Origin of the sequence: Sinorhizobium mexicanum (assembly GCF_013488225.1) — a bacterium.
Taxonomy (GTDB): domain Bacteria; phylum Pseudomonadota; class Alphaproteobacteria; order Rhizobiales; family Rhizobiaceae; genus Sinorhizobium; species Sinorhizobium mexicanum.
In genome coordinates this window covers 360,206-381,293 of the sequence record NZ_CP041238.1, presented here as the reverse complement: position 1 = coordinate 381,293, position 21,088 = coordinate 360,206, and the positions used below count along the sequence as shown (strand labels likewise).

Here is a 21,088-nt window from a genome sequence, read left to right as displayed (position 1 = left end):
CAAATTTCAAGAACGGCTTTGGGAAAACGCTGGCTTAACGGACAGCGCTTTCAAACTCGTTTGCCGTGCCGGCTTCCTTGAGATAGGCGAGCGCCTTCTTGGAAGCTTCGACGAGAGCGCCGAATGCTGCCGGCTCATGGATCGCCATGTCGGACAGAACCTTGCGGTCGACTTCGATACCAGCTTTGTTCAGGCCATCGATGAAGCGGCCGTAGGTCAGGCCGAATTCACGGACAGCAGCGTTGATGCGCTGAATCCAGAGAGCGCGGAAGTTGCGCTTGTTAACCTTGCGGTCGCGGTAGGCGTACTGCTTGGAACGGTCCACCGCTGCCTTGGCGGCGCGAATGGTGTTCTTGCGGCGGCCGTAGAAACCCTTGGCGGCCTTGAGCGTCTTCTTGTGCTTGGCGTGGGCGGTCACACCGCGTTTTACACGTGCCATGTCATGATCTCCTTAACGTGTCCAATATGCCTGAAAGTCTTAGAGACCGTTCGGCAGGTAGTTCTTGACGACCTTCTTGCCATCGGGCTCGGCGAGAACCATGGTTCCACGCGCGTCGCGAATGAACTTATTGGTACGTTTGATCATGCCGTGACGCTTGCCAGCGGCGGCAGCACGAACCTTGCCGGTGGCGGTGACTTTGAACCGCTTCTTGGCAGACGATTTCGTCTTCATCTTGGGCATTTTGCTACTCCATTGTTCTTAATAGTGCGAAACAGGCAGACGAGGCCCATTTCCAGCGTTAAGAACGGCCACGGCATGCCCTGCCGGACCGTTCGGACGGGGGCTTATACCCACACGTCCCGAAAAACGCAAGCCGGCAGGCGCGAAATACGCAGGCCCATTGGCGCAGCGGACAGCGATCTCGGACGACGCGACTTTTGAGGAAACGTCAGTGCGGCCCGCAATCCCCCCAGTGGAGACTGGCTGAGACTGAGCGTCGCGCCGTAAGCATCGGCAATGTCCGCACTGATCGCAAGACCCAGTCCTGTTCCCGACCGGTCGTCGACGCCGGAACCGTGGAGGCTGGCTCCGCGCCTCAGCACCCGTTCACGGTCTTTTCCGGCGATGCCGGGGCCGTCGTCGTCGACGGTGATCGACACACAGTCCTTTGCCTGCCGAGCCCCAAGACGGACGCGCGAGCGGGCCCACTTGCTCGCATTGTCGAGCAGGTTTCCGATGCACTCGGCAAAATCAGCGGGATCGATATCGAGCGACAACGTCGGCTCGATATCGATCTCCCAGGCAATGCCTCTTTCGGCCGTGACCGGTCGGAGTACACCGACGACTTTCGCGCCGAGATCGGCCACCGTTGTCGCTGCCATGCGTTCGACACCCATGCGGGCGGCCTGCAATTGCCGGTCGGCGCGCTGCCGCACGGCGTCCACCTGCTGCAGCGCGACAGCGCGCTCTTCCGGCGGAAGACTCTCCGCGAGTTGCGCCAGCAACGTCAACGGCGTCTTCAGGCCGTGGGCGAGGTCGCTCGCCCGCGCCCGGGCGCGGGCGAGCGCAGTCTCACGCTCGGCAAGCAACATGTTGATCTCACTGACCAGCGGCTGCACTTCGCTCGGGCCGGCGGTGCCAAAATCACGTTCCCTGCCTGCACGCACAGCAGCTGCCCGTTCCCGCAGGCGCCGCAATGGCATCAATCCAATCGCACCCTGCAGGAAGGCGGCGCCGGTCAGCACGGCAGCCATGGCCAGAAGCATCAAGCGCATGCGGCCATGAAAGGCGCCGAGCGCATCATCGAGCTCCCTTCGGGAAAAGCCGGCATGGACGGTAAAGCGCACGGCACCCGGACCGTCACCGAGCGAGAGACTTTGGCTATGGACGAGCATCGGCGAGCCATCAGGCGCCTCGATGTCATGGAATCCCTGGTAAAGTTGCGCCGACGGGGACTGTGTGTCGATCACGACGTCCCAAAGCGAACGAGACCGCTGCGGTTCGCCCGATGTTGGAGAGATCTGCCAGTAGCGCCCGCCTGCCGGAAGTTGAAACCGCGGATCCGCCGGGTCGCGCTCCAGAACCAGCCGGTCGCCCGACACGACCACCTCTGCAGCAATCGTGTCGATGATCGCGGCCATTTCCGCCCGATACTGCTTAACCACGTAGTCGGTGAAGAGCCGGCTCAAAGAAAGCCATGCCATCAGCAGTACGAACGCGATCGCGATCATCGCCCCGATCGCCAGTCGCAGCCGCAACGACCGCATCATGGAAGGTCATCCGGCAAGATGTAGCCGAAACCGCGACGCGTCTCGATCGCGCCGCTCTCCGTCTTCTTGCGAAGCCGGGCGATCATCGCCTCGACCGCGTTCTTGGCGGCGTCGTCTTCGCGTCCTTGAACATGGCTCGCGAGTTCGAGTTGCGTCACAACCTGGCCTTTCCGCTCGATGAAGAGCGCAATCATGCGATATTCGAACGGACTGAGTTCAAGCACTCGTCCGTCGAAGGTTACGCGTCGCTTTTCTTCGTCAAGCGTAAAGCGCCCAGCGGACTTGATACCGCTGAGACGCGGTCCTGCACGCCTCAAAAGTGCTTTCAGCCTCGCGAGCAACTCCTCAGCCCGGAACGGTTTCGGCAAATAGTCGTCGGCGCCGGCATCAAAACCGTCTACACGCTCCATCCACGAGCCACGCGCGGTCAGGATCAGAACGGGTGTCTCCACGCCTGCCTCGCGCCAGCGCTTGAGGATCGACAGACCGTCCATTCCCGGGAGGCCAAGGTCGAGAACAATGGCAGCATAGGCCTCCTGTTCACCCCGCTCCCAGACTTCGGGACCAGAGTCGAGTGTCTCGACGTCATAGCCGTGAGCGCTGAGCCTGGCAGACACATGCGCAGCTATGTTGTGGTCGTCCTCGGCCAGAAGAATGCGCATGCGTCCCTCAAAATCCCAGAAAATTCATCAATTTACCAGTACGGGCGTTGATCCTGAGATCACGGATAACTCCCTTTCCGTTGCGGGTCGTCAGGCGGTAGACATCGTTCGTGCCGTACCGCCGCAAATCGATGCCGATAACCGTGCCGTACTTGTCCTCGTCGACCAGGCGCAGCACCTCCTTGAGCGGCAGGATCCGCCCGCGGGCCACTGCATCGCGCACGCGCTCCTGATCACTGCGGCGGCCGTCGGAATCATCATCGTCATCGTCGTCGTTATGGCCGCCGTGACCACTACTGCCTGAACCGCTATTGCTGGATCCGCTGCCACTGTTACTGGACCCGCTGCTGCCCGAGCCGCTGTTACTGCCACTGCCGCCTGAGCCGCTGTTGCTGCCGCTGCTGCCCGAGCCACCGCTACCACTGCCGCTCGCAGCATGGGCGGCAAAATCCGCCGGGTGCGGCGCCAGCCGGAGGAAAACGCAGCAGCAAAGAGACGCAACGAGGAGGTGACGGATCACCCGCATGACATCGACCACTCGACAAGGTTGCCGCTACGCGGATCGCAGAGCGGAAGCTCAATACTTCGCAGTGATCGCGCGTCGTCAAGCCCCGCCCGCTGGCCTGGCCTGTGCGGCCAGCGGCGGAGAACGTGGTGACGGTCGGCGCCATGCCGTCCGTCTCCTGTCGCGTTCACAGAAACTCGCCTCATCGCTCCTACCTGGACCTTTGTGCGCCGGAATGGCGACGGCACCGGGATCACGGCGTACGCGCGGCTCTGATCGAAATGGAACTGATGGCCCCCGGATTGCGCCGAGCATCGGATCCATGCGGCTTGACGGTCACGAAACGAGCGCCGTGCTCGAATTCCACCTCGACCTCCAGCACCCGTCCTAGATTATCGACGGCGACCAGCGAGCCGTTGAGGAGACCGCGAAGCCTGTCCTCCGAGACGTTCAAGGCGACTTCCGGGCGATCCGGTCTGTTCCTTCTGCGATCATCATCGTCATCATTGCCGGCGCGGCGGTCGTTGTTGCCGTCGTCCTGGCCATGGCCACGCGCATCGTCCCCTCCCCCGCGCCCACGGCTGTCATCACCGCTGTTGCTGGATCCGCTTCTGCCGGACCCGCTATTGCCGGATCCACTGCCACCGCCGCCCGAATGGCCTGAACCGCTGCCACTCGCAACCGCATCAGTTGAAAAACGATGAGCGGGATCTGCACCAATCAACGACGCGACCACGGGTCCCACTGCGGCACCTACGATACCGACCGTAGCCGCCATCAACAATTTCCTGAACGTAAGCTGCATCTCTCATCCTCCTTGCGTCACCGACGCAGGAAGAATGCCATGCCACTGCTGACGGCTTGCTGAGCCGTCCTGTCAGCATCCTGTCAGGCGAGCGGGCCACAAAAAAAGCCGCCCAAAGGCGGCTTTCTCAGATAGTACTTCGCAAGCACCTGGGTTCCAGGCGCTCGTCCCGGTCACTTCGGCGCCAGCACCATCATCATCTGGCGGCCTTCGAGCTTCGGCTCGGCTTCCACCTTGGCGATCGCCTGGGTGTCGTCCTTCACCTGCAAGAGAAGCTTCATGCCGAGTTCCTGGTGAGCCATTTCGCGACCGCGGAACTTCAGCGTCACCTTGACCTTGTCACCTTCCTCGAAGAAGCGGTTCATGGCCTTCATCTTCACCTCGTAATCGTGGGTGTCGATGTTCGGACGCATCTTGATTTCTTTGATCTCGACGATCTTCTGCTTCTTGCGCGCTTCGGCGGCCTTCTTCTGGTTGGCGTATTTCAGCTTGCCCAGATCGAGAATCTTGCACACCGGCGGTTCTGAGTTCGGTGCGATCTCTACCAGATCAAGACCGGCCTCGTCCGCCATGCGGAGCGCCTGGTCGATCGGAACGACGCCGATATTCTGGCCTTCGGCATCGATAAGCTGAACCCGGGGGACCCGGATCTCCTTGTTTGAGCGCGGCCCCTCTTTAACCGGGGCGTCCGCTTTGAACGGTCTGCGAATGGTCGTACTCTCCTCGAGCTATTTGCGTATATTTGGTCTGCTTGAACGGTCAGCGCGATCTCAAACGAAGCGCTTGAAACTGTCACTGACGGCAATGTGTGAATTGCGGCGCCAGAGTCAATAGCATGGCTCGCAAGGAAAATCACCCTCTGTCGAAGCATAGGCGAATCTGTTTTAGAAGGACCTTGCCGCGTGCCGTCGTCTTTCAAGAGGATATCCGATGTCAACAGCATCAGCCGAAACTGAAATCACGCGGATCGAGGTGGGCAGCGGTGCGGCCGCGCGCTCGATCGCCATGCGGATCTTTCGCACGGAATCGGGCCCGGGGCGCCCCACGCTCGTGTGGCTCGGCGGCTATCGCTCCGACATGACCGGCACCAAGGCCGTCGAGGTCGAGCACTATGCCCGCGCGGCCGGAACCGACTGCATCCGTTTCGACTATTCCGGCCACGGCGCCTCCGGCGGCGACTTCCGGGACGGCACGATCTCACGCTGGATCGAGGAAAGCCTTGCCGTCGTCGATCACGCCGCTCCGGCCTCGCGCCTGATCCTCATCGGCTCCTCGATGGGCGGCTGGGTCGCCCTGCGGCTTATTCAGGAACTCAGACGGCGCGGCGAGACACACCGTGTCGCAGGACTCGTGCTGATTGCCCCCGCTCCGGACTTCACGGCGGAACTGATCGAACCCAATCTCACGAGAGCCGAGAAAACCTCGCTCGCCGAACGCGGCTATTTCGAGGAGCCGTCGCAATACAGTCCCGAGCCCAACATCTTCACCCGCGCCCTGATCGATGACGGTCGCGCCAATCGCGTGCTTTCGGGCCCGGTCGAAACGGGCTGCCCGGTCCACATCCTCCAGGGCATGCGCGATCCCGATGTGCCCTATACCCATGCACTGAAGCTGATGGAGCATATGCCGGCGGACGATGTCGTGATGACCCTCATTCGCGACGGCGACCATCGGCTCTCGCGCGACGAGGATATTGCCAAATTGAAACAGGCGATCGGCGCGATGCTGACGCAAGCCTGACGGTCGCACAGCCAACCCTCTTTTCGACTGACCCCGCGCAACGTCGTTGCGGCGCAAGGATTATTGGCGCCGTTTCTTGGCGTTTTTAACCATAAAGTCCGATCCGCGAATCAGAAGATTGACTCCAACGATCTAACAATATTAACTCTTTGTTAACGATTTAGAACAGCATTCGGGGAAATCCTAAAAAAGCTGTCGTCAACTCAGGATTGCGCGGACAGGTCCGGACAGGAAGAGCCGGTACGCCGCGTTGCAGGGGATCTGTATGGCGTCTTGGACAGGGGTTAAGGCTAGCATTGCGGCTTTCTGTGCAGTTTTCATTTCAGCAAACACGGCAATTCCCGCCCAGGCGGGACCTTCTCCATGGATGCAGACCGGCTCGGTAACGTCCCAGCCGATCGGACATTACGAGTTTTGCCAGAAGCATCGCGGTGAATGCGGTGCGCGGTCCAAGACCACCGTCGCGCCACGTGTCACCGACAGAGGCTGGGCCGTCATCCGGCAGGTCAATGCGCAGGTCAACCGCGAGATCACGCCCGTGACCGACCAGCAGGTTTTCGGCAGGGACGAAGTCTGGTCTTACCCGACCACTACCGGAGATTGTGAAGACTTCGCGCTCGAAAAGCGCCGCCGGCTGATGCAGAGAGGCTTTTCCGCCAGCCAGTTGCTGATGACCGTCGTGCGCAAGCCCGATGGCGAGGGCCATGCGGTCCTGACCGTCCGCACCGCCCAGGGCGACTTTATCCTCGACAACCTCGAAAACAGGGTGAGGCTCTGGACCCAAACGCCCTATCGCTATCTCAAGCGCCAGGCGTCCTATAACAGCGGACGCTGGGTGACCATCGATAACGGCGGGGAGATCGTCGTCGGTTCAGTCGGCAACTGACCAAGCCAGAAAAAATCCAATCAAAAAGGGCCGGCTTGCACGGCCCTTTTTTTTCCATGTCGTTGTCCCAGAACCGCTGCGCACTTTTGGGCGACATGCGTCAGGCGTTGCCGATCAGGACTCCCGCGGCGAGCACCAGACTGCCACCGAGCACGACCTGGAAGGCTGCCCTGAGGAATGGCGTTTCCATATAGCGGTTCTGGATGAAGGCGATCGCCCAAAGTTCGAAGAAGACGATTGCGGCCGCCGTCACCGTCGCTGTCCAGAAGTGCGGGATCAGATAGGGCAGCGCGTGGCCGAGCCCCCCGAGCGCTGTCATGATGCCGGAGGCAAGTCCACGCTTGATCGGCGAGCCGCGCCCGGAAAGCTTGCCGTCATCATGCGCGGCCTCGGTGAAACCCATCGAAATGCCGGCGCCGACCGAGGCCGAAAGGCCGACGAGAAAGGTCTGCCACGTGTCCTGGGTTGCGAAGGCGGCGGCAAAGATCGGCGCCAGCGTCGAGACCGATCCGTCCATCAGGCCGGCAAGACCCGGCTGCACGTAAGTGAGGATGAACTGCCGGCGCGACGTCTGCTCTTCCTCGGCGCGCACATCTTCGGGCGTGTGTTTCTCGCCTAGCCGGCGAGCGAGCGATTCATGCGACTTTTCGGCAATCGCGAGGTCGCCGAGCAACTTGCGCGTCGCCGCATCCTGCGTTCGCGCGGCCGCTTCAACATAGAAGCGGTGGGCCGCCTCCTCCATCGCTTCCGCTTCTTCGCGCGCTTTTTCGATCGGCATCTCGGCGATCAGCCAATCGGGTTTGCGCTCCGGAAAGTCGCGCACGTGCTCGCGCCGGATAAGCGGGATGCGATTGCCGAAACGCGCGACATGCAGGTCGATCAGCGCCTGGCGATGATGGCTTTCCTCTTCCGCCATATCCTCGAAGACCCTGGCGGAATGCGGATATTTTTCACGCAGCGCATCCGCATAGGCGAGATAGATGCGGCCGTCGTCCTCCTCCGAGGAGATCGCCAGCGCGAGGATTTCCTGCTCGCTTAAAGAAAGAAACGGGCGCTTGAAACGGGAGAAAAGGCGAAAAAACATCGGCAGGAACCTTCTTTAGAATGATTCTAAAAGTAAGGAGTGTCGCGACGGGCGTCAAGACTGCGCGTTTGCGGCAATAGCCAGCGCGCCGCCCCTCAACCCTCTGCCGCGACTTTCTCCCCGCACGCGGGGAGAAGGAAACGGGCGGCGCACACTCAAATCCCTCTCCCCGCAAGCGGGGGAGAGGGCTAGGGTAAAGCGGAAGTTGAGGGGAAAGCGATGGCTCAGATCGAGAGGCTGAGCGCCTTTTCCTGCTCGATATAAACGCGCTGCTGGTCGGTGATGTAGTCGCGCACGATCGGGGCGGCGTCGCGCGAGCGCGACAACTGCATGTGGAAGACGAGCTGGCTGCCGGTGCGGAACATCATCTCCGCGCTGATCAGGTAGAACTCCCACATCCTGGCGAAACGCTCGTCATACATCGCGATCACCTTGTCGCGGTTCTCCTCGAAGCGCTTGCCCCAGTGCGCCAGCGTCGTGGCATAGTGCACCCGCAGGAATTCGAGATCGGTCACCCACAGGCTGTTCTGCTCGACGACCGAGAAGACTTCCGACAGTGCCGGCGAATAGGCGCCGGGGAAGATGTACTTGCGTAGCCACGAGCTCGCCATTCCGGGCGGGCTCATGTGCCCGATCGAGTGCAGCACGGCGAGCCCGTCATCCGGCATTAGAGCATTCAGCTTCTTGAAGAACTCGTCGTAGTGGTGAACGCCGACATGCTCGAACATCCCGACCGAGACGATGCGGTCGAAGGGGCCCTGGACATCGCGGTAATCCTTCAGTTCGAAACGCACGCGATCGGCCATGCCTGCCTTGCGGGCCCGCTCGGAAGCGAGCGCCTGCTGCTCCTTCGAAAGCGTCACTCCCAGAACCTCGACATTCTCGAGCGCCGCCAGGTAGAGCGCCAGGTCGCCCCAGCCGCAGCCGATATCGAGCACCCGCATCCCCGGCTTCAGGCAGAGCTTCGCGGCGAGCAGCCTCAACTTGTTGCGCTGCGCCACCTCCAGCGTCTCGTCGGGCGCGCGGAAATAGGCGCAGGAATAGAGCATGTTCTGGTCGAGGAAGAGCTTGTAGAAATCGTTGCCTAGGTCGTAGTGATGCGCGACGTTCTGCTGCGCCTTCCCCTTCGGGTTTGCCTGCTGGCGCTTGCGGAAGCGCATCTTGATCGCGCGCAACACCTTCTGGATCGGATAGGAACCGAGCGAGAGCCGGTTGATCGAGAACAGCGTAAGGAAGTCTCGAAGCGTCGAGCCTTCCTCGAAGCGCATGGTGCCATCCATATAGGCCTCGCCGGCGGCAAGCTCGGCGTTGAAGACGAGGCTGCGATAAAGCCGCTTGTCCGTCAGCCGCATCGTCACGTGTGGCCCGGGCTCGCCGGAGAAGACGTGGCGCTTGCCATCGGCATCGATCACCGTCAGGCGACCCTTGCGAATGAAGGACTTCATCATATGCGACAGTGGGAACATGCAATGCCTCTCTCTCGAAAACGGCGGCATCCTAGCACCCGGCTCGGAAATTGCTCCCCTGATTTTCGTATGTGGTTCCGGTCGGCAATAAAAAGGGCAGCAGGTGCTCACCTGCCACCCCAGCGATCGCACGAATTGCTGCTCGCGGCCCCCTCATCCGGCCTGCCGGCCACCTCCGCACGCGGGGCGAAGGAGACTCGCGGCACCGTCTCAAGTCGCCTCTCCCCGTCTTTACGGGGAGACGGATAGTCCTCGGGTTAAACCCGAGGAGAGGGGCAAAGCACGGACGGGCTGCATGCCCCTGAGCGCAACTCAGTCCTTGGCGCGCTCGACGTAGGAGCCGTCTTCCGTCGCGATGACGACGCGGGTGCCGGCCTGGATGTGCGGCGGCACCGACGTGCGAACGCCGTTCGAAAGCAGGGCCGGCTTGTAGGAGGAGGAAGCCGTCTGGCCCTTGACCACCGGTTCGGTCTCGGTGATCTCGAGGATGACGTGGCGCGGCAGGTCGATGGCGATCGCAACGCCTTCGTGGATCGACAGCATCACGGCCATGCCTTCCTGGAGATAGGACTTCAGGTCGCCGATGTCTTCGGCCGACATGACGAGCTGATCGTAGGATTCCGGATTCATGAAGTGGAACCCTTCGCCGTCTTCATAGAGGAACGTGTGTTCGCGGTCTTCGACGAAAGCGCGCTCGACCTGCTCGGTCGTGCGGTAGCGCTCCGAAACCTTCACACCGTCGGAAATGCGGCGCATGTCGACCTGCGTGACCGGCGTGCCCTTGCCCGGGTGGAAGTTCTGTGCGGTAAGCACGACATAGAGCTTGCCGTCGACGTCGAGAACGTTGCCCTTGCGGACAGAAGAAGCGATGACCTTGACCATTAGTCTTCCTTGTAACAGAGGTATGCGCGACACGGCGAGCCGGGAAACCCGGCCCTGCAGGACGCGAAAACTAGGATTTCGCGCCGCAACTACCCTAATTTCGCGCAAATAGCCAGCCTGCGCCGGCATTCACGCGAAGAAACTGCACGCGAAGAAACTTGGCAGGCGAAGAAAGTTTGGACCGACCGATCATGCCGCATGCTTCTCCCTGGTGGACACCGGATGTCCATGCCGACCGGCGCCCGTTTCTGATCGGGCGTAACCGGATCCAATCGGCGTTGCGGCGTTATTTCGACGAGCGCGATTTCGTCGAGGTCGATACGGCGAGCCTGCAGGTGTCGCCGGGCAACGAGGCTCACCTGCATGCCTTTGCAACGCAGGCGCTCGGCCACGACGGCTCCGCCCAGCCGCTTTATCTCCACACCTCGCCGGAATTCGCCTGCAAGAAACTGCTGGCGGCAGGAGAGAAGCGCATCGCCTGTTTTGCCCATGTCTACCGCAACCGGGAGCGCGGGCCGCTGCACCATCCCGAATTCATCATGCTCGAATGGTATCGCGCCGGCGAGAGCTATGAGGCGCTGATGCGCGACTGCGGCGAAATCCTCGCGCTCGCCGCCGAGACGACAGGCACACGATCCCTCACCTATCAAGGCAGAACGACGGACCCGTTTATCGAACCCGAGCGGCTTTCGCTGGCCGAAGCCTTCGATCGCTTTGCGGGCATCGACCTGCTCGCCTCGATCGCCGGGGACGGCGAGACGGATCGCGACCAGTTGGCGGCGGCGATGAGGGTTTCAGGCCTGCGCGTCGCCGACGATGACACCTGGGCTGACCTCTTCAGCCGCGTGCTCGTGGAAAAGGTCGAACCCAATCTCGGCTTCGGCCGGCCGACGATCCTCGACGAATATCCGGTCGCCGAGGCGGCGCTCGCCAGGCCGACGGCACAGGACCGTCGCGTCGCCGAACGGTTCGAGCTTTACGCCTGCGGTGTCGAGCTTGCCAATGCCTTCGGCGAACTGACTGATGCCGCGGAGCAGCGCCGCCGCTTCGAACTCGAAATGGCGGAGAAGGCGCGCGTCTACGGAGAAACCTATCCTCTCGACGAAGACTTCCTGTCGGCTCTCGCGATCATGCCCGAGGCGAGCGGCATCGCTCTCGGCTTCGATCGCCTGGTGATGCTGGCGACGGGCGCCTCGCGCATCGATCAGGTGCTTTGGGCGCCGGTCGCGGAGGCCAGCGCATGACGATGCAGCGCTCCATCAGAACAGCGCGTGAGCTCGTGGATGCCGGTCTTATCGCGCCGGCGGACGAAGAGGCGATATCGCATGTCGCGTCGCGCTACGCCGTTTCGATCAGCCCGGCAATTGCGGATCTCATCGACCACCAGGACAAGGACGACCCCATCGCCCGGCAGTTCGTGCCGGACGCAGCCGAGCTGACGCTCACGCCGGAAGAGCGCGCCGATCCGATCGGCGACGGATCGCACAGCCCGGTTGCCGGGATCGTTCACCGTTATCCCGACCGCGTGCTGCTCAAGGCGGTACATGTGTGTCCGGTCTATTGCCGCTTCTGTTTCCGTCGCGAAATGGTCGGGCCGCAGGGGCTGGGCACGTTGACGCCTGGCGAGCTCGACGCCGCGATCGCCTACATTGCGGACCATGCCGAAATCTGGGAGGTGATCCTCACCGGCGGCGATCCGCTGGTGCTTTCGCCTCGTCGGCTGGGCGAAATCATGGAGCGGCTCGGCGCGATCGACCATGTCAAGATCGTCCGCTTCCACACGCGCGTACCCGTCGTCGAACCGGAGCGCGTCGACGCCGATCTCGCCGCGGCATTGAAGGCGAGCGGCAAGGCGACTTATGTGGCGCTGCATGCCAACCACCCGCGCGAGCTGACGCCCGAGGCGCGCGCCGCTTCGGCCCGCCTCATCGACGCCGGCATCGTGATGGTCAGCCAGTCGGTGCTGCTCAAGGGCGTCAACGACGATGCGGCCGTGCTTGCGGAGCTGATGCGCGCCTTCGTCGAAACGCGGATCAAGCCCTATTATCTGCATCACCCCGATCTCGCCCCTGGCACCGGCCATTTCCGGCTGTCGATCGAGGAGGGCCAAACCCTCGTCACCGCGCTTCGCGGTCGCGTGTCCGGCCTCTGCCAGCCGACCTATATCCTCGATATCCCCGGCGGCCACGGCAAGGCCGTCGTTAGCGCAAGCACGATCGCGGCGGAAGGGGGCGGCTGCTACACTGTTACCGATTTCCGCGGAAACGAGCACGCCTATCCGCCCAAGGGATGACTTCCCGAAAAAGATTTCGAACCCGCGTCACAGGCGCCCATGGTCAATCGTCAACTGATCGAATGCATCAATTGACACCCAGTGATGGAGACAGACCATGACCGATATCAAAGCCGTGCGCTATGAACAGGAAATCCCGGATGTGCTCGACGCGCTTGCCGACGTGCACACGAAAATGGACGGCCACGGCCTCGACCGCACGATCCATCACCTCATCCAGCTTCGTGCCTCGCAGATCAACCGTTGCGGCTTCTGCGTGAAGATGCATACGAAAGAAGCCCGTGCCGACGGCGAGACGAGCGAACGGCTCGACCGCATCATCGTCTGGGATCAGGTCGGCGATTTCTCCGAGCGCGAAAAGGCCGCCCTCGCCTGGACCGAGGCTCTGACAGAACTCGAGCCCCGGACGGATTTCGCAAGCCTGCGTGCTCGGCTTCGCGCGCACTTCAGCGACAACGAGATCAGCGTCATCACTTCGACCGTGGCGATGATCAACCTTTGGAACCGCATCCAGATTTCGAGGCACTGACATGGTTCGCAGCGACAAGAGCGGCATGTTCGAGGAGGCGCGACCCCGCCTCCTCGGCCTCGCCTATCGTATCCTGGGTTCGCGTGCCGATGCCGAGGATGCCGTGCAGGACACGTTCCTGAAATGGCAGGCGGCCGACCATTCCGCGATCGAAAGTGCGGCCGCCTGGCTCACCACGGCCTGCACCCGCCGCTGCCTCGACCTGCTCAAGTCCGCGCACCGCAAACGCGTCGACTATGTCGGTGCGTGGCTGCCGGAACCGATCCACACCGCAAGCGACGACAACGTGGAGGAGAAGCTCGCGCTCACCTCCTCGCTCACGACCGCATTCCTGCTGATGCTCGAACGGCTGACGCCCAAGGAGCGGGCTGCCTACCTGTTGCATGAGATTTTCGGCCAACCCTATGACGAGATTGCCGAAACGCTCGACATGCAGGAGGCCGCCACGCGCAAGCTGGTATCACGCGCGAAATCCAATATCGGCGTGGTCCGGACCCGGCATACCACGCCGCGCGAACGCCAGGAGGAACTCCTTGCAGCCTTCCACGGCGCCATACGAGGCGGCGACATCGCCGGCCTTTCGGCGCTGCTGTCGGCTGACGTGAAGCTCACTGCAGATGGCGGCGGCAAGGCCGCGACCGTGCTCGGCATCCTTTCCGGCAAGGAGACCGTCTTGGCCTTCATCACCGAGCGGCTCACCGAATACTGGTCGCATTACCGGTGGGAAACCGCCGAGCTCAACGGCGGACGCGGCATCCTCCTGCGCAGCGAAGGCGGCGATATCGCCGCAACGGTTTCGTTCGGCTACGACAACGACGGCGGCGTCGCCGATATTTTCATCGTCCGCAATCCGGACAAGCTCGCTCATCTTGACGACGCGACCGTCCATTGAAACGGTTGCCGATCAACGAGGCCCACATGCTCGACAAGACCAAGAACGCTTCGGCCGCATCCGATGCCGGCTGGTTCACCCTTTTTTCCGGCGGAAACGCCATCCACTCGCTTGTGCTCAGCGGCGGCGTCGCGCTTCACGCGCTCAACATCTACATCGTCACGACCGTCATGCCATCCATCGTGCGGGACATCGGCGGGCTCGACTACTATGCCTGGAGCACGACGCTTTTCGTGGCCGCGTCCATCCTCGGTGCAGCGCTCTCGGTGCGCCTCCTCAATCGGGCTGGCGCCGGGGGAGCCTACGCCGTCGCTGCACTGGTCTTCGGACTTGGCTCGCTCACCTGCGCCGTGGCGCCAAGCATGGCATTGCTGCTCGCCGGCCGCTCCATTCAGGGCTTCGGCGGGGGGCTTCTTTACGCGCTGGCCTATGGCGTCATCCGGATGGTTTTCCCGGCCGCACTCTGGGCCCGCGCTATTGGGCTCATATCCGCCACCTGGGGCACGGCGACGCTCGTTGGCCCGGCCGTCGGCGGCGTGTTTGCCGAATTTGGCGCGTGGCGGTCTGCCTTCTGGTCGCTGCTGCCGCTGACTGCAGTGCTCGCGACCCTCGCCCTCTCGACCCTGCCGCGGACGACCTCGGGCGCGCGCGGTCCGCTGCCGCTGATGCAGCTCACGCTTCTTGTCAGCATCGTCCTGGTACTGTCGGTGAGCGGAACCCTTACGGCGACCGCCGAACAGATCGCCGGGGTCGGTGCCGCGCTCGTTCTCTTTGCAGTGCTCATCGCCAGCGAACGACGCGCGGCTGCCCAACTGTTGCCGCGGGGCGCGCTCAGCCCTCGCTCGCCGCTGGCGGCGCTCTATGCCACCATTGCATTGGCGATGATCGGCATGCAGCCGGAGATTTACGTTGCCTATCTGTTGCAGGAACTGCACGAACAGTCTCCCCTCGTTGCCGGTTATATCGCCGCCCTGATGGCGCTCGGCTGGACAGCCGGCTCGATGACCAGCGCCCACTGGGAGGGCCACCGGGCGCGCAAGACGATTACCGCCGGCCCGTTCTTCGGCCTCGTCGGTCTCCTGACCATCGCCGCTTTCATGCCGATCATCTCGGCTGGCATCGCCGCGATCGCGGTGCCGCTGTGCCTCGGGATCGCTGCGGTCGGCTTCGGCATCGGGCTCGCATGGCCGCACATCGTCACGGCCGTCTACGCTGCCGCACCGGCTGGCGAAGAGGAAAAGGCGGCAGCGTCGATCACGACGATCCAGCTCTTCGCCGCATCCCTCGGCGCCGCACTTGCCGGCATGACAGCCAACCTTGCCGGTATAGGCGAGGGCACGACGGAGGGCACCGCCTCGGCCGCGATCTGGCTCTTCGGGCTCTTCGCACTCGCCCCGGCCTTGGGCATTGTCTCTGCCCGGAGGGCGGTTGGCGGAAGCGCGAACCGACATATGCAGAACCAAGAAATGCATTAGAGTCGCGAACTCGAACCGCGGCATGCAGCAGAAAAAAAGGGCCGCGCGGCGTGCCGGCGGCCCTTTGTTTTATCCGTTGTTGCGCGGATCAGCCCTGCTTGATCGGCGCGATCGAGATTTCGACACGGCGGTTTTGCGCACGGCCGGCCTCGGTGGCGTTCGATGCAATCGGCCGCTCCATGCCATAACCCATGGTCGAGATGCGGCGCTGGTCGATGCCGCGGCCGCCGAGGAAGTTGGCAACCGAAGCTGCGCGGCGCTCGGAGAGAGCCTGGTTGTGGGCGGCGCTGCCGGTCGAATCGGTGTGGCCGTCGACGTCGATCAGCGTCCGGTTGAACTTGCGCAACACGATCGCAACCGAGTCGAGCGTCGAATAAAAGTCCGGTACCACCTGGTCGCGGTCGGTCGCAAAGGTGATGTTCGACGGCATGTTGAGGATGATGCGGTCGCCCGCACGCGTCACCGACACGCCCGTGCCCTGCAACTGGGCGCGCAGTTCCGATTCCTGCTGGTCCATGTAGTTGCCGACAAGGCCGCCGCCGAGCGCGCCAATACCGGCGCCGACAAGCGCGGCATCACGTCGTCCCGCGGCGCTGCCGCCGACCAGAAGGCCGGTTGCCGCACCAAGGCCCGCGCCGAGCAGTGCACCGCCGGCCGTATTCGACATCTTCTGCTCGCCTGTGTAGGGATCGGTAGTGGTGCATCCGGAAAGGTAAACGGCCGCAATGGCCAGGATGGCGCATTTCTTGATCATCGAATCGATTGTCCCCATTGGTGCTCGAAATTGCTTCATACTATCGATTAAGGCAGGAAGATGAAGAGGCATTCCATTCACGCTGCAACCAGCAATGTGCAGCTTAGTGTTGTACGCCGGCAACGGCCCCGGCAGCCTGACAAAATGGCCGGCCTCCGCCACATTGCTGTCCAGAGCACCCGCTAACCGATCCTTCACATGCCTGTGGTACATGGGCCACTGCATGGTTCCTTGATCGGAACCGATTTAAGAACAAACCCATGCAGCAGATTAGAGCCTTGCAGCGACCTTTGTGCGTCTTCAGACGCACGGCGCTGGAAGGGGTCAGACAAGCGGGGGCGACAGCATGGCGATCGAGTTCGGCGACACGGAACGCAATCTCAGCGACACGCTGAACGACATGATCGCCTCGATCAGAGGCAGTACGATCACGCTGCGCGAGCTTATGATCGGAATCGGCGAGCAAGGCTTTCTGCTGCTTTGCGCATTGCTGACGCTGCCGTTTTTGATTCCGGTTTCGATTCCGGGCGTCAGCACCGTGTTCGGTGCGGCAATCATCCTTATCTCGCTGGCGATCACGCTCAATCGCCTGCCTTGGCTCCCGCAACGCATCCTTGATCGGCAGATCGAGACCGAGAAGCTGGTGCCGACTCTCAAAAAGGGTGCGGCACTCGTCTCCAAGCTCGATCGCTTCGTGCGACCGAGACTGCGCTTCCTGACGCAGGGCGCCTTCATGAACCGCTTCAACGGCCTGATGATCATGGCCGGCGGCGTGCTCCTGATGTTTCCGCTCGGACTGATCCCGCTGTCGAACACACTGCCCGGCATCGCGATCCTGCTCTTATCGCTCGGAATTATCCAGCGCGACGGCCTGATGGTGGCCGCTGGTTATCTGTTTCTCGTCGCGACAACGGTCTATTTCGCTGTTCTCGCCTATCTGGCCCTTGCCGCCGGCGAAGGACTCTCTAGCTTCTTCGTTTCATGAGCGGCGGAAAGCCGCCAAAATAACTGGCGGGCCATAATCGGCGCTGCGAGAAACCAGGGAAGGCTCATGGGAAGCGTATTGGTCGTTGGCGGCGGCGGCTTCATCGGGTCGCATGTGGTCGAACGTTGTCTTCAAGCTGGGCACGACGTCCACGTGCTGGCTCGTCCTCAGACGAGCTTGCACCGTCTTCAGTCGGTGCAGGACAGGATCCAACTTCACCTACTGCACCTCGACGATCGTGAAGCGCTTCAGCGCTGCTTTGCGGAGGCAAGGCCCGATTGCGTCTTTCATCTCGCCGTATCGACCAGGCGTAAGGAGGAGCCGGGGCTCGGCGATGCCTTCGGGAGTGTCAAGGAGGATTTGCTCGGTCTTTTGTCGATGATCGCGGCAGCGGCCGAAGCGCGTGCGGCACCGCGGATCTTCATTCGTACCGGGTCCCTGGCAGCCTACGGCAGAGCGCCCACTCCGCATGCGGAGTGGCAACGAGAAAGGCCGAGTACGACCTATGCCGCCGGACTGGTATCCGGTGCACATTACGTCGAGGCCCTGCAACCGCGGCTTCCTTTCCCCGTCGTCACGGCGCGGCTTTCACTCATCTACGGGCCTTCCCAATCGGAGGAGTTCCTCATTCCGTCACTGATTCGACGTTGTCTCGCCGGTGAACGCTTCACTGTGCGCCGCCCGAGCGAGCGTCGCGATTTGCTTTTTGTCGACGACGCGGTCGATGCCCTGCACCGTCTTTCAGAAACGCCGGCGCGTGGTGGATCGATTGTCAACATCGCCTCGGGCCATGCACCGACGATGCGTGAGACAGCCTTGGCGATCCTTGCTGCAACCGGCGCCGACCCGGCACTTGTCGACTTCCATCCCTCCGACAGATCGAGAGACGTCGACCTGTGCCCGTCGCCCGCCTTGGCGGAGGAACTCATCGACTGGAAGGCCCGTGTCTCATTGCGGCAGGGTATCGAACAGACCGTCGCCTGGTGGAAACAGACGCTTGCGGCCATCCCCGGTTAGAAACGGCGCAATTTCAGGCGGATAACCGTTGCACGCCTGGAACTACTCTATAGCGCGAGATGCTTGTAGAAGAAGGTCGTACCGCAATAGCGGCCGTCCGGCATCAGCGCGTAATCGGGGACGACGCCGGCGCGCATCCAGCCCAGGCGCTCATAAATCGCCTCCGCCGGCTCACCGGTCGCGGTGTCGAGCACGAGCACGCGCCGGCTGCGCTTCACGGCCTCGGTTTCCGCTTTCTCCATCAACCGGCGCGCGAGACCGAGACCGCGCGCATCCCGGCGGACAAGCAGCTTCTTGATGTCGGCGCGGTGCGGCTGGTTGGGCATCGTGCCGATGCCGAGTTGAACGGTACCAACCAAGCGGCCATCCACATCGGCAACGATCAGCACCGTTTCGTCTCGCGCGACGGAAGCGCAAACCGCCTCCCAAAAAGGCAAGGCATCCTTCGGCGCGAAGGGCTGCATGAACCCGACCGACGCGCCGCCCTCGACGCAATCGGAAAGGATCTCGGCAAGCGCGGGCAGAGCGGCACAGGTTTCTTCTTCGCAGAGCACACGGATGTTTATCTCAGGCATGGCTAGGGCCTTTCATGGTGAACTGGAAACATTCTGCCGGAGCAGGTTTGCGTTAGGACAGAGGCGATTGGCGAGCGTCGTACCCGCACGTACGGCCGAGGCGATCGCCTCTGATCCTGGCGCAAAGATGCCCGGCCCTTCGGGTTGGCTGAAGCGGGCGACCTGCTTGCTCGGCCGGCTTGGCCGTATGCGTTGGCTACGACGCGCGCCAGCCGAGCAAACATTCCGCTCCGCTTGAGCCAACAGAATTGTTTCCAGTTCACCATGAAAGGCTCTACACCTTGGTGCGACAGAGAATGACGGCGTAGTGGGCCGGCTCGTCATAGGGATTGTGAAAGACATGCGCCTCCTCAAGCCCCATGAAGAGGCAGTCGCCCGCGTCGAGCAGATGGGGTCCGTCCTCCGTCGTCAGTTCGAGCCGGCCCGACAAGAGCCAGAGGTGCTGCGTGATGCCGCGGTCCGCCGGCCGGCGCTCGAAGACGACCCGGGCCCGAGGTGGAAACTCGACCTCCACGATATCGACCGGCGAGCCGACGCCTTCCGGCGAAACCGACCGGCGCAGGTAACCGCTTTCCGGATCGCGCCAGAGCCGCTGATCCGCCCGCCGCGCGACCGGTGAGGCATCCTTCACCTCGAAGGTGAAAAGCGCCGAAAGCGTTGTGCCCAGCGCGCTGCAAAGCTTCGCCAGGAGCTGCGCCGTCGGGCTCGTTTCACCGCGTTCGATGCGCGATATCATGGCCCGGCTGACGCCGGAGCGCGTCGCGAGATCGTCGAGGGTCAGCGCTTGCTCGCTTCGCAGTTGCCGTACCCGCTCGCCGATGGCCCGTTCAAGGGGGTCGTTTACGTATTCCATTATCTGAGATTGCATTTCTCATATAGTGGAGTCAAGACTCCACCGAACCGCCAAAATAAATTTCGTCCATGCCGCTTTGACGACAACATGGCGGCGCGTCAGGCGCTATGGTCGCGAAACTGCGCTAGTTCGCAAAAGCATTCTTCTTCAATAGTTTAGAAATCGCTTGTCGAGGGGGACGGCATGGACGTCGCGGAAGCCAGGTACAGGTCCCCTTCCTCGCTCACGTCGATCGCCAGCATCGTCGTCTCGATGACGGCAGTCGCGATCGGCAACGGCATGATGCTCGCCTATGTTCCCTTCGTGCTGACGCGGTCCGAGGCGCCAGACTGGGTTCCTGGCGCAGCGGTCACCGCCATCGCCTTCGGCGGCCTCGTCGGCTGCGTGATCGCCGGACCGCTCATCCGCCGCGTCGGCCATGCGCGCGCCTTCTCCTGTTCGATGGCCCTCGTCATCCTCGCTGCGCTGATGATCAGCCTCGGCGTCCATCCGCTTCTATGGGTGTTCGCACGCTGCCTTTACGGCGCCGCCGGCAATACCAATTTCATCATCAGCCAGAGCTGGCTGAACCACGCTAGCGAAAACCATTGGCGCGGCAAGGCGATGGCGCTTTTCTACATGGCCTATGTCATCGGCCTCGGCGCCGGCGCCTGGCTCTTCGGCCAGATCCCCGCGGAAGGCAACCTCGCGCCGATCATCACGATCTTCTTCACCACAATCGCGATCCTGCCGATCGGCCTCACCCGCCTGCCGACGCCGCCAGCGCCCGCCAAGGTCAGCATCGACATTCCGATGGCGTGGCGGAATTCTCCCGTCGCCTTCGTCGGTATCCTTGCGGCCGGCGGCCTTTCCATGGTCGTGCAGGGCTTCACGCCGATCTATGCCGCCGCCAACGATGTCGGCCAGAAAGATGTAGCGGCGCTGATGTTCGTCATGCAGTTCGGGCTGATGTTCATCCAGTATCCGATGGGCGCGCTCTCCGACCGTATCGATCGCCGCATTGTCTTGATTGCCACTTGCGCGCTGATCGTCGCCGCCGGACTTGCGGCGCTCAGCGTTTCCTTCGCCAATCTCATCCTGCTGATGCTGGTCTTCGCGCTCTTCGCCGGCGCGGTCGAGACGGTCTACTCGATCGCCAATGCGCATGCGAACGACCGCGCCGATCCGTCTGATTTCGTGCCGCTCGCCAGCACCATGCTCGTTGCCTGGTCGACGTCGGCAACCATCGTTCCGATGCTTGTCACCATCCTGACGCCGGCATTGGGGCAGCGCACCTTCATTTACGCCGCCATGGCGGTGGCGCTCCTCTATGCCGCCTTCGTGCTGTTGCGCCTGCGCAGCCGCGAAAGAGTACCGCCGCAACTCTGCGAAGGTTTCGAACTCAAGAGCGCGCAGGTGCCGAATGCCGGCGCACTGATAGAGGCGGAAGCCCGCTCCGAATAGGCGGCGGGAGCGGCCAAAACATAGTGAACAA

Annotated in this window: 23 protein-coding genes; 10 read left to right on the top strand and 13 right to left on the bottom strand. The window is 62.5% G+C overall.

The features are described from left to right. Positions 1–34 precede the first annotated feature (34 nt). From rplT to infC, 7 genes are all read right to left on the bottom strand, one after another. Complete coding sequence (rplT, locus tag FKV68_RS01755; protein WP_012710091.1) at positions 35–439, bottom strand: 50S ribosomal protein L20; 405 nt, start codon at positions 437–439, stop codon at positions 35–37. A gap of 39 nt (positions 440–478) precedes the next feature. Next, complete coding sequence (gene rpmI / locus FKV68_RS01750; protein ID WP_012710090.1) at positions 479–682, bottom strand: 50S ribosomal protein L35; 204 nt, start codon at positions 680–682, stop codon at positions 479–481. A 104-nt stretch (positions 683–786) separates the two neighbouring features. Continuing rightward, the gene (locus FKV68_RS01745; protein WP_180939843.1) at positions 787–2,211 is read right to left on the bottom strand and encodes a sensor histidine kinase; all 1,425 of its coding nucleotides are present in this window, start codon (positions 2,209–2,211) and stop codon (positions 787–789) included. Beyond that, positions 2,208–2,873, bottom strand: a complete 666-nt coding sequence (locus FKV68_RS01740; protein ID WP_180939842.1) for a response regulator transcription factor — start codon at positions 2,871–2,873, stop codon at positions 2,208–2,210. The genes FKV68_RS01745 and FKV68_RS01740 overlap by 4 nt, the downstream gene beginning before the upstream one ends. Positions 2,874–2,880: 7 nt before the next feature. Beyond that, a complete protein-coding gene (locus FKV68_RS01735) occupies positions 2,881–3,411 on the bottom strand; it encodes a PepSY domain-containing protein (RefSeq protein ID WP_180939841.1) in 531 nt (176 codons plus the stop codon). Between the two features lie 220 nt (positions 3,412–3,631). Beyond that, positions 3,632–4,183: a hypothetical protein gene (locus FKV68_RS01730; protein ID WP_245181862.1), complete on the bottom strand. Its 552-nt coding sequence runs from the start codon at positions 4,181–4,183 to the stop codon at positions 3,632–3,634. 173 nt (positions 4,184–4,356) lie between these two features. Beyond that, on the bottom strand, positions 4,357–4,893 hold the full coding sequence (gene infC / locus FKV68_RS01725) for a translation initiation factor IF-3 (RefSeq protein ID WP_180941375.1): 537 nt from the start codon (positions 4,891–4,893) through the stop codon (positions 4,357–4,359). A 220-nt stretch (positions 4,894–5,113) separates the two neighbouring features. On the opposite strand from infC, the gene FKV68_RS01720 reads away from it, so the two are divergent. Both FKV68_RS01720 and FKV68_RS01715 read left to right on the top strand, forming a co-directional pair. After that, a complete protein-coding gene (locus tag FKV68_RS01720) occupies positions 5,114–5,923 on the top strand; it encodes an alpha/beta hydrolase (RefSeq protein ID WP_180939840.1) in 810 nt (269 codons plus the stop codon). Positions 5,924–6,188: 265 nt separating this feature from the next. Then, positions 6,189–6,809 carry a transglutaminase-like cysteine peptidase gene (locus FKV68_RS01715; RefSeq protein ID WP_180939839.1) on the top strand — a complete coding sequence of 207 codons (621 nt, stop codon included), beginning with the start codon at positions 6,189–6,191 and terminating at the stop codon, positions 6,807–6,809. A 100-nt stretch (positions 6,810–6,909) separates the two neighbouring features. Here the strand turns inward: FKV68_RS01715 and mbfA are convergent, their stop codons facing one another. The 3 genes from mbfA to efp form a co-directional block, all read right to left on the bottom strand. Next, positions 6,910–7,893: an iron exporter MbfA gene (gene mbfA / locus FKV68_RS01710; protein ID WP_180939838.1), complete on the bottom strand. Its 984-nt coding sequence runs from the start codon at positions 7,891–7,893 to the stop codon at positions 6,910–6,912. A gap of 224 nt (positions 7,894–8,117) precedes the next feature. Continuing rightward, entirely contained in the window at positions 8,118–9,359 is a 1,242-nt protein-coding gene (locus FKV68_RS01705) for an SAM-dependent methyltransferase (RefSeq protein WP_180939837.1), read from the bottom strand. 312 nt (positions 9,360–9,671) lie between these two features. After that, positions 9,672–10,241 (bottom strand): elongation factor P, encoded by a 570-nt coding sequence (gene efp, locus FKV68_RS01700; RefSeq protein ID WP_180939836.1) that lies wholly within the window; start codon positions 10,239–10,241, stop codon positions 9,672–9,674. Positions 10,242–10,432: 191 nt separating this feature from the next. On the opposite strand from efp, the gene epmA reads away from it, so the two are divergent. The 5 genes from epmA to FKV68_RS01675 all read left to right on the top strand — a co-directional run bounded on the left by epmA (position 10,433) and on the right by FKV68_RS01675 (position 15,430). Then, positions 10,433–11,485: an EF-P lysine aminoacylase EpmA gene (epmA, locus tag FKV68_RS01695; RefSeq protein WP_180939835.1), complete on the top strand. Its 1,053-nt coding sequence runs from the start codon at positions 10,433–10,435 to the stop codon at positions 11,483–11,485. Then, the gene (locus FKV68_RS01690; RefSeq protein WP_180939834.1) at positions 11,482–12,534 is read left to right on the top strand and encodes a lysine-2,3-aminomutase-like protein; all 1,053 of its coding nucleotides are present in this window, start codon (positions 11,482–11,484) and stop codon (positions 12,532–12,534) included. Before epmA ends, FKV68_RS01690 begins: the two co-directional genes overlap by 4 nt. Positions 12,535–12,631: 97 nt before the next feature. Continuing rightward, on the top strand, positions 12,632–13,063 hold the full coding sequence (locus FKV68_RS01685) for a carboxymuconolactone decarboxylase family protein (RefSeq protein WP_180939833.1): 432 nt from the start codon (positions 12,632–12,634) through the stop codon (positions 13,061–13,063). Position 13,064: 1 nt separating this feature from the next. After that, on the top strand, positions 13,065–13,955 hold the full coding sequence (gene sigJ / locus FKV68_RS01680; RefSeq protein WP_180939832.1) for an RNA polymerase sigma factor SigJ: 891 nt from the start codon (positions 13,065–13,067) through the stop codon (positions 13,953–13,955). A gap of 26 nt (positions 13,956–13,981) precedes the next feature. Next, positions 13,982–15,430 carry an MFS transporter gene (locus tag FKV68_RS01675; RefSeq protein WP_180939831.1) on the top strand — a complete coding sequence of 483 codons (1,449 nt, stop codon included), beginning with the start codon at positions 13,982–13,984 and terminating at the stop codon, positions 15,428–15,430. 88 nt (positions 15,431–15,518) lie between these two features. On the opposite strand, the gene FKV68_RS01670 is transcribed toward FKV68_RS01675, so the two are convergent. Next, positions 15,519–16,184 carry a YiaD family glycine zipper/OmpA-like lipoprotein gene (locus tag FKV68_RS01670; RefSeq protein WP_180941374.1) on the bottom strand — a complete coding sequence of 222 codons (666 nt, stop codon included), beginning with the start codon at positions 16,182–16,184 and terminating at the stop codon, positions 15,519–15,521. A 346-nt stretch (positions 16,185–16,530) separates the two neighbouring features. Here FKV68_RS01670 and FKV68_RS01665 point away from each other — a divergent pair, with 346 nt between their 5' ends. Together FKV68_RS01665 and FKV68_RS01660 are read left to right on the top strand one after the other, a co-directional pair. After that, entirely contained in the window at positions 16,531–17,169 is a 639-nt protein-coding gene (locus tag FKV68_RS01665; protein ID WP_180939830.1) for an exopolysaccharide biosynthesis protein, read from the top strand. Positions 17,170–17,235: 66 nt separating this feature from the next. Further along, positions 17,236–18,186 carry an NAD-dependent epimerase/dehydratase family protein gene (locus FKV68_RS01660; RefSeq protein WP_180939829.1) on the top strand — a complete coding sequence of 317 codons (951 nt, stop codon included), beginning with the start codon at positions 17,236–17,238 and terminating at the stop codon, positions 18,184–18,186. Positions 18,187–18,233: 47 nt separating this feature from the next. Here FKV68_RS01660 and FKV68_RS01655 read toward each other — a convergent pair whose 3' ends face one another. Together FKV68_RS01655 and FKV68_RS01650 are read right to left on the bottom strand one after the other, a co-directional pair. Beyond that, on the bottom strand, positions 18,234–18,761 hold the full coding sequence (locus FKV68_RS01655) for a GNAT family N-acetyltransferase (RefSeq protein WP_180939828.1): 528 nt from the start codon (positions 18,759–18,761) through the stop codon (positions 18,234–18,236). Positions 18,762–19,035: 274 nt separating this feature from the next. After that, the gene (locus tag FKV68_RS01650) at positions 19,036–19,614 is read right to left on the bottom strand and encodes a helix-turn-helix domain-containing protein (protein WP_180939827.1); all 579 of its coding nucleotides are present in this window, start codon (positions 19,612–19,614) and stop codon (positions 19,036–19,038) included. A 183-nt stretch (positions 19,615–19,797) separates the two neighbouring features. On the opposite strand from FKV68_RS01650, the gene FKV68_RS01645 reads away from it, so the two are divergent. After that, a complete protein-coding gene (locus tag FKV68_RS01645) occupies positions 19,798–21,057 on the top strand; it encodes an MFS transporter (protein ID WP_180939826.1) in 1,260 nt (419 codons plus the stop codon). The last annotated feature ends 31 nt before the right edge of the window (positions 21,058–21,088 follow it).